This window comes from Methylophilus sp., assembly GCF_052437885.1.
GTDB lineage: Bacteria > Pseudomonadota > Gammaproteobacteria > Burkholderiales > Methylophilaceae > Methylophilus.
Genome location: NZ_JBQVPB010000006.1, coordinates 113953 through 127071, shown reverse-complemented (window position 1 = coordinate 127071; position 13119 = coordinate 113953). Strand labels below are relative to the sequence as shown.

The window sequence follows — 13119 nt, the reverse complement described above, 5'->3', positions numbered from 1 at the left end:
CCCGACATAATGTAAAAGCTGCACCAGAAGTATGGTGTTAGGCAGCCTTTTGTTTGTCTTCCGTTTTTAACAGGTCGGCAATAAAGCGGCCTGTGTATTGCTTGGCTTTTTCGACCAGGCCAGTGCGTTTCCACTGCACTTCCAGTGCGCCCGGGGTGTAATCCTTGGCGCCGCCGACTTGTTCAGCCAGTGACTGGAAGCGTGCGGCCTCTTCTATCAGCAATACCAGTTGCGAAGTGCCGATAATGCCTTTACCCCAGATATTGGCGCCGCCGTTGGATTCCAGCAGTGCTGGCGGTGGTGCCAGCTCAGGATGGTTATCCAGGCGCTCTGAAATGATGGACAGGATGCTGCGGGTGCGGTCCAGGTGGTTAGGGATCTCGCGGGCCAGCAGGTGACGCTGTGCCGCCACATACAGGATAGGAAAATTGATCTGTGCCAGTGACCATGCTGCCAGGTAAGGCGTATGGGCATGGATCACGGTGTCCGCATCAATGCGTGACTCTTGCAGGATATGGTCTTTCTTTTCTGAGAAAGTATCTATGCTGACTACCGGGTCACGTGATCTCTCCCATGGCCATGGGAAACGGATGTTCAGCAGTTTGTCCTGGCCTGGGATCTTATGCGTGATGTGATAAGTCCAGGTGGCGGACAGGGTGCCGGTTTCTTTCAAAAAGTTGAATGAATGCAAAGCATCAGCCTTGGCTTGCTCTACATATTTCACTAATTCTGCTTCGGTAAAAGTATCGCTCATGATAAGTCTCCTGTTTTAAGGTGGTTAGGCAGCTTGCGCTGCCGCAAAAACGGTAAATTCGGGTTGTTGTCTGACCAGTTTTTCTGCCCTGGCCAGCGGTGCCGGATCTATCCAGTCCTGGATATCGAAATCCTGTTTCACATAGCCCCAGTCACGCAGGAAGTTCTTCTGGATCTCCAGCCCTTTGACATACTGATTGCTCAGCGCAGGCGTGAATGACAGATGCACATTGGCACCATGCGATGCAATGACTTCGGCTTCACTGCTACTCTGGTTTTCTGGTGCCAGCAATTGCACGACCTCTTGTGGATGGGTGGCAGCCCAGGCAGCAGTACGCAACAATACTGCCAGGTAGCGATCGACCACATCCGGGTGTTTGTGCAGGAAAGCACGGTCTACCGTGACCGGGCGTGGCGTGCCGTTGTTGACGCGTACAAACGGGTCATGGTGTTCGTTAATATTGATCAGCTGGCGGTAGCCAGGCGTGTTCGCCAGGCGCACGCCGCGGGCAAAACGGACAAAGATCGCATCGACGCGGCCTTCGTTCAGTGCTTCCAGCTCTACATGCCTGTACTCTGAACGCTCGCGTCTTGGTCCGTCAGTCAGGTCATAACTGGGGGCAGCGATATCTACCCATTTGGCATCGGCTGGCACCAGGCCATGCAATTCAAAGGCAGTGGCAAAACCATGCTGGGCGGCGCCGCGCTGAAAATCGATCACTGCATCCGCATGCTCAGGGATACCCACGCGCTTGCCTTTCAGGTCGTTGACGGAGTGGATATCACTGTCTTCGCGCACGATGATGCCCTGGTATTCATCCAGCCAGGTGATGCCGACCACCACGGTATCGTGGCCCAGGCCTTTGGCCCAGATAGGCGGGATATTGCCGCCTTCTCTGAACATGCCGGACTGCTTGTGGTGGAAATGCGAGTTCCTGACTTCCAGGCTTTCGGAATCACGCAATGAATGCAACTGCGTGCCATTGCCTGCAAACTCCTGCTGCAACCATTGCTGACGGATAGCCAATGCGGAAGCAGTCGCCGCGCCGCAGCGGGTGTACCACAGATTGACTACCTGATTCGAGACTGAAGAATGTGAACTCATACCCTACCCCTTTGATCTTGTCTGAATAAGAACTGCATAAACATCACTGCATTTGCAAACGGCATGCCAACTCTTATCCAGGCATTTGCCGCCTGGTGGATGATTCAGGTATGTGCTTGATATTTAATGAGATTGCCAGCCCATGACCAGCTGTTGAGTGAGAAATAGCCAGTGTCGGCTTCAACATTTTGCTGCTGGCGTGGCAACAGCAAGCGCTTCTTTTGTTGCTGCTGCAACAAGAAAACCGGCAACCAGACTGGTATGCGATTTGCCCGCACCAGGCTTTCCATATCCATAGCTGAATAAAAATAAAGCCACCGCATGCCAGCAGTCACAGAAAAAGCCCTGGCCCATCTGCTCACCGAAGCACACACAGAACATTACTTTAGTGACGCCGCGGTTTCAGATGAAGTCATCCACCAGTGATATGAATTAACCACGCTGGGCCCTACCGGCTTTAACGCACAACCGGCCCGATACCTGTTTATTCGCAGTCAGGCGCACAAAGAGAAACTGGTTGCGCATGTGTCTTCCGCTAACCGCGAGAAGACACTGGCCGCACCTGTCAACGTGATCGTCGCTTACGATACGCAGTTTCATCATCAGCTGCCCGAGCAGTTTCCTGCCTATGATGCACGCAGCTTTTTTGAGCAGTCACCGGCCTGGATAGAGCCTACCGCCAAACTGAACGCGGCATTACAGGCAGGCTATCTGATCATTGCGGCACGCGCACTGGGATTATCGGTAGGGCCTATGTCAGGTTTTAACCCTGAACAGATCGATGCGACCTTTTTTGCAGATGGCCAATACAAGGCTTTTTTACTGCTGAATATCGGCTATCTGGCACAGCAGACCACCCACAAACGCGGACCCAGATTGCCCTTTGAAAAAGCAGTGAACATTTCTTAAAAGTGTTTATTCAGCAACATTCCGGCAAAACAGTTATCCCCGGTAATGTTGCTGACAAAACAATTCAGCAGATTTTAAAATTCAGCCTTAAATTTAAAATATATATATAAATCATACAGTTAAAGATATATTTTTCGATTGGCATGATTCGTGCCCTTGAGCTTGCAACACTTTTATAAGTGCTTCATCTCAAACTCAAGGGAACATTATGAAAAGAACGAGTCAGACTATCGGCGCAGAACAGCCGAGAAATTTATGGAAACTAAGAACGGTTAAAGTTGCCGTGCTGAGTGCCTTTGCCGGATCACTGGCACTGAACCCGGCCTGGGCTGCCGAAGAAGAAAAAGTGGCTGAAGGCCAGGAAGCGCAAGTGTCAGAAACTGCGGCCAGCGATGAGACCAAGAAAGCTGCCGAAGAGACCCAGGCACAAGAGTCTTCACTGGGTAGCGTGACGGTTACGGCCAACAGACGTAAAGAAAACGCGCAAAAGATCGCGACACCTATCACGGTGCTCAAAGGCAAAGACTTGCTGCAACAAGGTGTAGGCCGCTCATCACAAGAGATCTTTAACTACGTGCCGAACGCGACTGCGGTCGGTCAACAGCACGGCAGGCCACGCTGGTGGATACGTGGTATCGGCGCCGGTCAGCAACAGCAGGATCTGGCCAGCCCTATCGGTTTCTATCTGGATGATGTGTATATCAGTAACGCCAACGCGACTGGTTTCCCGTTATTTGACCTGGAGCGCGTAGAAGTGCTGCGTGGCCCGCAAGGCACCAAATACGGCAAGAACACCACTGGTGGTGCAGTGAATATCATCTCGCAAAAACCTTCATTGAAAGAAGGCAAAAGCGATGATTATGTCAAAGCTGAATATGCCACTTTCAACGACAAGATCTTGCAGGGCGGCGTCAACATTCCACTGATCGAAGACCGTCTGGGTGCACGTATCTCTTTCTATAACGAAGATACCGATGGCCGTTTCCGCAACCAGTTCAAAGGCACCAAAGATGGCGGCCTGCAAGATGGCGCATTGCGCGGCCAGTTGCTGGGCAAGATCTCCGATGACTTTGAAGCATTGCTGAATGTCCACTACCGTAAATACAAGACCGATGGTGCCATCACCAACACCAACAGCTACCGTGGGGATGGCGTATTACGCGCCAACTACAGACCTAGCACTGGTTACAACGATGTCAGCACCAACGCCGATAACTGGAGTGATGCGTCACAAACAGGTGCCAACCTGAACCTGAAATGGAACGTGGGCAAACTGGCTTTCACCTCCATCACCGGTTTTGAAGGTTTCAAGAACGAAGGTTTGAGTGACGGTGATAACTCCCCACTGGAACTTTCCCGCAGCCATACCGACAGCCAGTCACGCCAGGTTTCGCAAGAGTTCCGCATCACTTCACCACGTGAAGACCGATGGAACTGGCTGGGTGGTGTACACCTGTTTAAAGAAACACTGGACCTGGATAGCCAGAACGCCAAGTTGCCTGCTGGCCAGGTAGCTAACTCCAGCCCTGCCGATTCTGGCACAGCGGTGACTTTTAACGAAACCAACCTCAAGCACGAAACAACCAGCTTCTCCTTGTTTGGTAACACCACCTACAACTGGACTGATGATTTTGCAACTTCAGCCGGTTTGAGCTGGAGCCGCGAGAAAAAAGATTATGACCTGAACCGTAGAGGTACTGGCAACACTGGTGTGAATGGCAGCTTCTCTAACCTGGCACAATGGTGGAACTCATTCACCCCGTCTGGCGCTGGCTTTACACCTGCCGGTACTTTAGGCTCAGGCACATTCAGCACGAGTGATTCAGCTACCTGGAATCGCTGGAGCTACGACTTCACACCTGAATACAAATTAAGCCCGAGTGACCGCGTGTTCTTCAAATACGCACACGGTATCAAGTCTGGTGGTTTCAACACGGCTGCGACTAACCTGGCTGCGGTGAATACGGTGAAACCAGAGGAACTGGATTCCTACGAAGTGGGTTACAAGTCTGAGTGGCTGGCTGGCCGCCTGACCTTTAACGCGACTGCGTTTTACTATGACTACCAGGATGCACAAGTCAACGTGGTCGGCTTTAACGCGCTGGCAGGTCAAACCGTTTCTTACCTGCAAAACGTAGACAAGGCCAAGACCTACGGTCTGGAACTGGAGATACAGGCGTTGCCAACCAACGACTGGTTCGTCAGTGGCAGCCTGGGCTTGTTAAGTACCAAGTTTGAAGATGCCGAGATCCTCAACAACGGTGGTAACTTTGATGGCAACCGTCTGGTGCGTTCACCTAACGTCACGGCCAACATCCTGACCAACTACACTTTCCACGTCGATAACGGTGCCAAAGTGGTGCTGGGTGGTGATGCACGTTATGTTTCACAACAATACTACTATGTGACACCACAAGGCTTTGATGCCAGTGGCGTGAACCGTACAGGTTTGGAACAAGGTGGTTTCACCATCGTCAATGCACGTATCTCTTATGTCACACCAGGCAACAAGTACACGCTGACCGCGTATGCCAACAACCTGTTCGACAAAGAGTATCTGCAGCACTCGACCCCATCCTATAACGCTGGCCAGGGTATCTTTGGTGACAACATCATCCAGGGTGGCGTAAGAGTGGTTGGAGCTTCATTCACCGCTGTATTCTGATCGTTTTACACCCTAGTGATAGCGCCAGAGCACCCTGTGTGTTCTGGCGTTTTTTGATATTGACCCTACTTAAAGGAGCGCCTGTTGAAGTCCTACATAGAGACCGAAATCCAGGGGCAGACGCAAACCGCGTCACGCTTTGCTGATTTCCAGCGCACACACCCACTCATACGCTGCCTGACACTGTACGCGTACATGCCATGGCAATTCAGCATCACCGCCCTGCTGTTCATACTGGTGAACGCCGGCATGGCCTGGCAATTATGGCTGGTCGGCCAGGTGATCCAATCCATACATATCGGTGAGTTCATTACCCGTAATGCCCAGGGCATACTCGATTTTTCTAACGCCCGCTACTGGCTGACACTGCTGATCGCGGTCGCCATAGGCCGGGCGGTATTGCAATACATAGGCGGCGTGATGTCGCTGATCATAGGCCAGGAGCTGCTGTACATACTGCGCGAGCGCATCCTCTACCAGGTGCAGAGACTGGACCTGGCCTACCACTGGCAGCATGGCATAGGCGAGATCGTGACGCGCACCACGCGTGACGCTGACAAAGTGCGCGATGCGCTGATCAACTTCTGGCGCCAGGTGTTTGAAGCCAGCATCTGGGTAGTCATCTCTGTCACCGTACTCAGCATTTACCACCCGCTGATAGGCATAGGCACATTGTTGCTGGTGGTGGCCGGCATGCTGCTGTTCATCAGGCACACCAATGCCCTGGTATTACTGGACCGTGAAGTGGGCGATGCCTATGACCAGGTCAACCAGGAGCTCAGTGAAGGGGTGAACGGCATACGCGTGATCAAGGCATTCGGCCTGGAGACACAACGCACTGTGCACTTCACCAGTCTGGTAGATACCTTTGTCACCCATGCCAGAGCGGCATTGGCTTATGCGGCAAAACGCATCCCTTTACCGCAGATCGTGATCGGCTTCAGCCAGGTGTGGATATTGGCCCTGGGTGCTTATCTGGTCAGCAAAGGCGTGCTCAATGTCGGCCAGCTGGTGGCTGCATTGCTGATCGCCAACGCATTGGTATTCAGGGTAGAAGGCATAGGCCGGGTCATGCAGGTGTTTGCCGATGCCCGCGCCTCGGCCGCCAGGATATGGGAACTGCTGGACGAACAACCCAAGATCCTTTCCGGCAACACAGAGATACAACCACAGGCGATGGGCTTTCGCTTGCTGGACATCACCACCCTGGCACCTAACAGCGACAAAGCCATCCTGCAGCATTGCAGCCTGGAAGTCAGCCCCGGCGAGACTATTGCCATCGTCGGTGCCACCGGCGCCGGCAAAAGCTCGCTGGCAGGCTTGCTACCCCGCCTGCTCGATGCAGCGCAAGGCAGCGTCGAAGTCGGCTCGGCCTGGGCAGGCTGGCATGATGTGAAGACGCTGGACCTGCACCAGTTGCGCAAACTGGTGCATGTAGTTCCGCAAGAAAGCTTTTTATTCTCGGATACGCTGGCGGCCAATTTACGCCTGGCCAAACCCGATGCGACTGACGAAGAACTGTTAGCAGCGCTGCACCTGGCCGCCGCTGACGAGGTGCTGGAAAAACTCAGTGATGGCCTGCACACCAAGATAGGTGACCGCGGTATCACCCTGTCTGGCGGGCAGCGCCAGCGCATCAGTCTGGCCAGGGCATTCCTGTCGCAGCCTTCTATCCTGGTGCTGGATGATTCCACCAGTGCGCTGGATGCGATCACCGAACGCACGGTGCTGGATAACATCCGTCATTTGCGCGAGCACACCGGCAAGAACATCACGGTGTTGATCATCGCCAGCAAGCTTTCCACCATCCTGCTGGCCGACCGTGTCGCCATGCTTGCTGATGGAAAGATCATTGCAGAAGGCACGCACGAATCCCTGATCAATGCGGATTCTTCTTCCGGCGCCAGCTGGGCTTACCGGGATTTAGTTGGAGTTCAACATGGCTGAAAAATTAAGACAAGAACGCGCACTCAATGATATAGAGCTGGAACAGGCGCTGGCTAAAAAAAGCCTGGACCGTAATATGTTCTGGCGCCTGCTGCCACTGCTGAAACAGGTGTGGCAGCAGGTCACCACCGTCATCCTGCTTGAAGCAGTGCTGGTCGGTGTGATCTTTATCCGGCCCTGGTTCTTGCGCGAGGTGATAGACAATGGCTTTATCCAGACCGCGCAAGGCATAGTGCTGAATACGCCACTGCTGACCTGGATGAGCATAGGCATGGCTGTGAGCTGGATAGTACGCTTCGGTATCTCCGGCTTGTCGCAATACCTGTCCGGCAGTGCTGCGGTGCATATCCTCAACAGTCTGCGCGTGCAGGTATTTGCACATTTGCAACACCTGAGTATGCGTTATTTTGACCAGACCAAGGCCGGACGCATCATTTCGCGTGCCGACCGCGATATCGACGCCCTGGAACCCTTGCTTATCCAGGGGCCACCCGAGCTGTTATCTGCCCTGCTACGCTTTGTGGTCGCCGCAGTCGCCCTGTGGTGGATATCGCCCAAGCTGTTGCTGGCGCTGGCCAGTATAGTGCCGGCATTGTTTGCCGCCACCTGGCTATTCAAACGTATCTCGGAAAAAAACTGGGCCAAAGTCGCTGAAGCCAGGGCCAGGTTTACCGCCCACCTGGTCGAGACGGTATCCGGCGTGCGCATCATCAAGCAGACCGTGACCGAAGCAGATAACGCGCAGCGTTACCGCAACCTGTTGCACGACTTCAACACCACGCTGATCAAAGGCAATATCCGCACCAGCTGGTTCCTGCCGTTCACCCAGGTGTTAAGCACGGTAGGCATGGCATTCCTGCTCGGCACCGGCGCCCTGGGCATCGTCGAGCAGCAACTGACCGTAGGCCAGATCGCGCAAAGCCTGTTTTACGTGCAACTGTTCCTCGGCCCATTGCAGGAGTTGAATGACTTGTTCGAACGTTATTCCACCGGCGCCTCTTCAGCGCAGCGTATCTTTTTACTGCTGGATACCGAGCCTGAGATCATAGACCCGCCGCAACCGCAGTTGCCGCCGGTCAGCGGCCATGTAGCGTTTAACAATGTGCATTTCAAATACAACCCGGATGCGGCAAAACTGGTGATACAGGGGCTTAACCTGGAGATCCCGGCCGGCCAGGTCCTGGCCATCGTCGGCCCGACCGGGCATGGCAAAAGCACCATAGTCCAGTTATTGACGCGTTTTTATGAGGTGAATGCCGGCGAGGTGCTGGTCGATGGCGTCAATGTCAAAGACTACCAGCAGACCGTGCTACGGCGTAAGGTGGGCCTGGTATTGCAGGACAACGTGCTATTCAGCGGCAGTGTGCTGCATAACCTGCGCCTGGCCGCGCCTGAAGCCACTGACGAAACGCTCATTCAAGCGGTGAAAGAATTAGGCGCCGATGAGATCCTGGAAAGATTGCCGCAAGGCTATTACACCGAAGTCGGCCCGCTGGGCGCTTTTCTCAGCCATGGCCAGCGGCAACTGGTGTGCATAGTCCGCGCCTACCTGGCTGACCCGGCCATCCTGGTGCTGGACGAAGCCACTTCAGCGGTCGACCTGCACACGGAAAGAAAGATCCAGAACGCTTTCCGGCGACTGAGCGAAGGCCGCACCGCCATCATCATCGCGCACCGGCTGTCTACCATACGTGATGCCGATGCCATCGCTGTGATACGCGACGGCCAGATCGTTGAAAAAGGCTCGCATAGCGAACTGATCGCCCTGCACGGCCATTATTCAGGATTGTATAAAGCCTATCAGGAAGCCTCTGAAGCCAGCGTGGCTGCCTGATGCTGGCAGAACAACAGTTAGCCTGAGACGGATGTTGCTGGGCAAACAAAATACGCTAGCCCGGCAACACGTGAATATCGTATGCGTTTGATTATAAACAACTAATGACACTGGCATGCTTCCTGCAATAGCAGGTGTTCCAAACTTATTTACTCATCAGGAGAGATGATATGTCTGCACAAGACAAGATTGATAGCATTTGGTACACACGCTGCCCGGTGCCTACCCCATTGGGACTGGCCGCTCGTGAAGGCTGGATCAGCCAGGAATTTGCACAAGATGGCATCACCATCAACACCTTGCAAGAAACGCAAGACCCGGAATTGCTGGAGTCACACTACGACCACCGTTTGCCGCACTCTTTCCGTCAGGGCGGTAACGTACCGGCTATCTGGGCAAAATCCAGAGGCACCGATACTAAAGTGATCGGTTTGAACTGGGTAGACGAAGCACAACTGATCGTCACCCTGCCAAACTCTGGCATCAGCAAACCGGCAGACCTGAAAGGCAAACGCATTGCCGTGCCTAAACACGTGATCAGCATAGACCACCAACGTGCCAGCGCTTTGCGTGGCATCGTCGTGACGCTGGAAGTCGGCGGCCTGAGCCCTAAAGATGTAGAACTGGTCGATGTGGCCGTTGAAAGACAACCGCCTACCATAGGCTGGCAATCAGGCAAGCGCGCAGCTTATGCCGCTGAATACGCCGCGCTGAAAAACGGCGAGGTCGATGCGATCTTCGTTAAAGGTGCACGTGGCTATGAAAGCGCCAACGAACACGGCGTGACCATTGTTTACGATGTGCGCCAGCACCCGGACCCTAAAGTCAGAGCCAACAATGGCGCGCCACGCCCGATCACGGTCGACGCCGCATTGCTGCGTGACCGTCCTGACCTGGTGGTGCGCTTTTTGAGCCAGATCGTAGAAGTATCTGACTGGGCTGCCCACCACGAAGCGGAAACCGTGGCTTACATCGCCAAGGAATCCGGCTCTACTGACCAATGGGTACGTGAAGCCTATGGCCACGACGTGCACCTGCACCAGGGCACAGACCTGAACCCTGAATCTATTGCCGCACTGGAAGGTTACAAGAACTTCCTGCTGGAATGGGGTTTCATCAAGGAAGACTTTGATGTACAGGCCTGGATAGACCCTTCAGCATTGGCAGAAGTACAACGCCTGAAGAAAAAAGCTGCTTAATTTTTAGCACTGATGTGGCAGCTGCTCAAGGTGCGCCTTGGCACCTGCCACTTTTACTTTTAACTGATAGATGAACATGCAGCCTGAGATCCCCAGCCCTATCGATTTAAGAGACCCTGCCACTGCCGCAGACTGGGCACAATCAGCCCTGGTCAAACGCCCATGGCGGCCGGAATTTTTCCAGGCTTTTGCCGACAGCATACTCAACCACTTTCCGACTGGCGCCGTGCGCATCCTTGAACTGGGTTCAGGGCCAGGTTTTCTGGCCCAGCATTTATTGCAGGCCTTGCCAAAAAGCCAATACGTCGCACTGGACTTTTCTGCCGCCATGCATGCGCTGGCAAGGCAGCGCATCAGCCTGGGCAAAGAGCATATCCACTTTCTGGAAAGAGACTTCCTCAGCGCCGACTGGTCGCAGGGTTTGGGTGTATTTGATGTGGTGGTCACCATGCAAGCCGTGCATGAGCTGCGCCACAAGACACGCGCCACTACGCTGCACCAGCAGGTCAAAAGCCTGCTGCAAGGCGATGGTCACTATTTGCTCTGTGACCACCATAGCGATGCCGGCGGCATGCAAAACACCGAGCTGTATATGTCGGTGGCCGAACAACGCTCGGCCTTACTGGCTGCCGGATTCAGCCAGGTCGAGCTGCTGTTGAACAAAGGCGGCCTGGCATTGCATCAGGCCCACTGTCATACATAGCTGGCGTCATCCATATAACGACTACCTTCAAAAGGAGCTTCAACATGAGTTTAAGATTAGGTGATATCGCCCCTGATTTCACACAGGATTCCAGCATAGGCCCGCTCTCGTTTCACGAGTGGCTGGGCGGTAGCTGGGCCATATTCTTCTCGCACCCGGCTGATTACACCCCGGTTTGCACCACCGAGCTGGGCGCGACTGCCAAGCTGGCGGGTGAGTTTAAAAAGCGCAATGTGAAAGCCATCGCCCTGTCCGTCGACCCGGTAGAGTCGCACCATGGCTGGATCAAGGATATCAACGAGACCCAGTCTACCGAAGTCAACTTCCCCATCATTGCCGATGCGGATAGAAAAGTCTCAGAGCTTTACGACCTGATACACCCGAATGCCAGCGCGACGGCAACGGTACGATCGGTATTCGTGATAGACCCCAACAAAAAGATCCGCCTCACGCTCACCTACCCGGCCAGCACAGGCCGCAACTTCAATGAACTGTTGCGCGTGATCGACTCATTGCAACTGACCGAATACCACAGTGTGGCTACACCCGCCGACTGGGAAGACGGCCAGGACGTGGTCATCCTGCCATCCATCACCGACCCCGAGGTGCTAAAAACCAAATTTCCCAAAGGTTATAAGGCAGTGAAGCCTTATTTGCGTCTTACACCGCAACCGAATAAATAACACGCAAGGTCCGGCGCATGAGCCCCGGACCTTTTATCTACTAGCGGAATAACTTCAATGCGCTTATCCATACATTGTTTGATCACAGCCCTTATGTTAGCCAGCCTGCCCGCAAAGGCAGCTGACCCAGTGACGGTGACTACGCCGCGTGGCGCGCCTATCACTGTGGTAGCCAACTTCCCTGAAGGTCCGGGACCATTCACCACCGTGATCCTGGGGCCAGGCACAGGCACCATGAAACAGAAGATCAATGACGTCGTCGAACGCGAACTGCTAAAAAATAATATCGCCGTCTATCGGTTTGAATGGGCCTTTTATGTCAAAGACAAGAACAACAAACCGTCCGACACTGATCGCAGTCCAGAGCTTGAAGATTTTTCTACAGTAGTCGCACTCGCGAAAGCCGATAAACACGTAGACCCCAAAGCCATTATCGTCGGCGGCAAATCACGCGGCACTGTCATCGCCTGGCAGATACTGCGCAACGACCCGACTTTAAAAGGCATCTTGCAGCTCACCCCGGTGTGCAGCAAAGAAGGCTACACCGCCGACCAGCTCTACCCTGACCTTGCCAGCGAACGCAGACCCTCACTGTGGATCGCAGGCGACGCTGACTCAGCTTGCAACATCAAAACGCTATATGGCTTTCTGGCAAAGGCAGGCGGCACGGCCAGAGCAGCGATAGTGACTGGTGACCATGGCCTGGCTGGCGATGCGACCAGCCATTTAACAGCAGAATTCTCGGCTGACTTTATCAAGACTTTAAGCAAGAATTAAAGATTAGCGATGAAAATAACAACCTATCTTCTGACCATACTGTTCACGCTGTTTCATGCAGCAGCGCAGGCCACACCTGATTTAAGTTCGCCAGAGTTTGACGGTGCATGGGTGGGCGAACCCGAGCGTATCAGCGGTGCCAATCTCAGCCCAAGCACTACCCCTATGGTCAAGAAAAAACTCAGGATAGATATCAACGGTGCCAAGGGCATCATCTCCGAGTGGAAAACAGATCATTGGCAGAGATTCTGGGGGATCAGAAATGTGACATTCACGGTTGCTTCATATGAGACCAATGCCGTCATGTACCACACGGTGTCAGGCACAGATGCCGATTGTGCATGGGTAGAAACCTGGAACCTGAACCTGACCAAGGTGGACAGCAATACCGTCAAAGCTTATTACTACAGAACAGTGAATAACCACGACTGCGAATTCAACCATGAGCCGGAACTGGTGTGGACAGTGGCCGGCAGCATTATTCTGAAAAAATTCAAAGACCCAGTACCAGACTGAGCAGCCAGCCTGCCTTGCTGACACCATA

At 53.8% G+C, this 13119-nt stretch carries 11 protein-coding genes and 1 pseudogene; 9 read left to right on the top strand and 3 right to left on the bottom strand.

Annotated features, from left to right (window positions below):
- Positions 1-37: 37 nt before the first annotated feature.
- From ACT6RZ_RS08400 to ACT6RZ_RS08390, 3 genes are all read right to left on the bottom strand, one after another.
- A complete protein-coding gene (locus ACT6RZ_RS08400) occupies positions 38-754 on the bottom strand; it encodes a class II aldolase/adducin family protein (RefSeq protein WP_444701673.1) in 717 nt (238 codons plus the stop codon).
- Positions 755-778: 24 nt separating this feature from the next.
- Positions 779-1858: an ABC transporter substrate-binding protein gene (locus ACT6RZ_RS08395; protein ID WP_444701672.1), complete on the bottom strand. Its 1080-nt coding sequence runs from the start codon at positions 1856-1858 to the stop codon at positions 779-781.
- Between the two features lie 104 nt (positions 1859-1962).
- Positions 1963-2181: a hypothetical protein gene (locus ACT6RZ_RS08390; protein ID WP_444701671.1), complete on the bottom strand. Its 219-nt coding sequence runs from the start codon at positions 2179-2181 to the stop codon at positions 1963-1965.
- A gap of 115 nt (positions 2182-2296) precedes the next feature.
- Between ACT6RZ_RS08390 and ACT6RZ_RS08385 the strand changes: the two are divergent.
- The 9 genes and pseudogenes from ACT6RZ_RS08385 to ACT6RZ_RS08345 all read left to right on the top strand — a co-directional run.
- Positions 2297-2767, top strand: a pseudogene (locus ACT6RZ_RS08385) (malonic semialdehyde reductase); the annotation flags it as partial.
- A gap of 208 nt (positions 2768-2975) precedes the next feature.
- The gene (locus ACT6RZ_RS08380) at positions 2976-5432 is read left to right on the top strand and encodes a TonB-dependent receptor (protein ID WP_444701670.1); all 2457 of its coding nucleotides are present in this window, start codon (positions 2976-2978) and stop codon (positions 5430-5432) included.
- Between the two features lie 84 nt (positions 5433-5516).
- A complete protein-coding gene (locus ACT6RZ_RS08375; protein ID WP_444701669.1) occupies positions 5517-7379 on the top strand; it encodes an ABC transporter ATP-binding protein in 1863 nt (620 codons plus the stop codon).
- Positions 7372-9213, top strand: a complete 1842-nt coding sequence (locus ACT6RZ_RS08370) for an ABC transporter ATP-binding protein (RefSeq protein WP_444701668.1) — start codon at positions 7372-7374, stop codon at positions 9211-9213. Before ACT6RZ_RS08375 ends, ACT6RZ_RS08370 begins: the two co-directional genes overlap by 8 nt.
- 170 nt (positions 9214-9383) lie before the next feature.
- Positions 9384-10412: an ABC transporter substrate-binding protein gene (locus ACT6RZ_RS08365; RefSeq protein ID WP_444701667.1), complete on the top strand. Its 1029-nt coding sequence runs from the start codon at positions 9384-9386 to the stop codon at positions 10410-10412.
- 70 nt (positions 10413-10482) lie between these two features.
- Positions 10483-11115, top strand: a complete 633-nt coding sequence (locus tag ACT6RZ_RS08360) for a class I SAM-dependent methyltransferase (protein WP_444701666.1) — start codon at positions 10483-10485, stop codon at positions 11113-11115.
- Between the two features lie 44 nt (positions 11116-11159).
- Positions 11160-11798 carry a peroxiredoxin gene (locus ACT6RZ_RS08355; protein WP_444701665.1) on the top strand — a complete coding sequence of 213 codons (639 nt, stop codon included), beginning with the start codon at positions 11160-11162 and terminating at the stop codon, positions 11796-11798.
- Between the two features lie 93 nt (positions 11799-11891).
- Positions 11892-12575, top strand: a complete 684-nt coding sequence (locus tag ACT6RZ_RS08350) for an alpha/beta hydrolase family protein (RefSeq protein ID WP_444701664.1) — start codon at positions 11892-11894, stop codon at positions 12573-12575.
- A 9-nt stretch (positions 12576-12584) separates the two neighbouring features.
- Complete coding sequence (locus ACT6RZ_RS08345; RefSeq protein WP_444701663.1) at positions 12585-13091, top strand: hypothetical protein; 507 nt, start codon at positions 12585-12587, stop codon at positions 13089-13091.
- The last annotated feature ends 28 nt before the right edge of the window (positions 13092-13119 follow it).

Excerpts from the sequence above, each read along its gene's own strand:
- ACT6RZ_RS08400 (WP_444701673.1), bottom strand. The coding sequence starts at position 754 with ATGAGCGATACTTTTACCGAAGCAGAATTAGTGAAATATGTAGAGCAA.
- ACT6RZ_RS08395 (WP_444701672.1), bottom strand. The coding sequence starts at position 1,858 with ATGAGTTCACATTCTTCAGTCTCGAATCAGGTAGTCAATCTGTGGTAC.
- ACT6RZ_RS08390 (WP_444701671.1), bottom strand. The coding sequence starts at position 2,181 with ATGCGGTGGCTTTATTTTTATTCAGCTATGGATATGGAAAGCCTGGTG.
- ACT6RZ_RS08380 (WP_444701670.1), top strand. The coding sequence starts at position 2,976 with ATGAAAAGAACGAGTCAGACTATCGGCGCAGAACAGCCGAGAAATTTA.
- ACT6RZ_RS08370 (WP_444701668.1), top strand. The coding sequence starts at position 7,372 with ATGGCTGAAAAATTAAGACAAGAACGCGCACTCAATGATATAGAGCTG.
- ACT6RZ_RS08365 (WP_444701667.1), top strand. The coding sequence starts at position 9,384 with ATGTCTGCACAAGACAAGATTGATAGCATTTGGTACACACGCTGCCCG.
- ACT6RZ_RS08360 (WP_444701666.1), top strand. The coding sequence starts at position 10,483 with ATGAACATGCAGCCTGAGATCCCCAGCCCTATCGATTTAAGAGACCCT.
- ACT6RZ_RS08355 (WP_444701665.1), top strand. The coding sequence starts at position 11,160 with ATGAGTTTAAGATTAGGTGATATCGCCCCTGATTTCACACAGGATTCC.
- ACT6RZ_RS08350 (WP_444701664.1), top strand. The coding sequence starts at position 11,892 with ATGTTAGCCAGCCTGCCCGCAAAGGCAGCTGACCCAGTGACGGTGACT.
- ACT6RZ_RS08345 (WP_444701663.1), top strand. The coding sequence starts at position 12,585 with ATGAAAATAACAACCTATCTTCTGACCATACTGTTCACGCTGTTTCAT.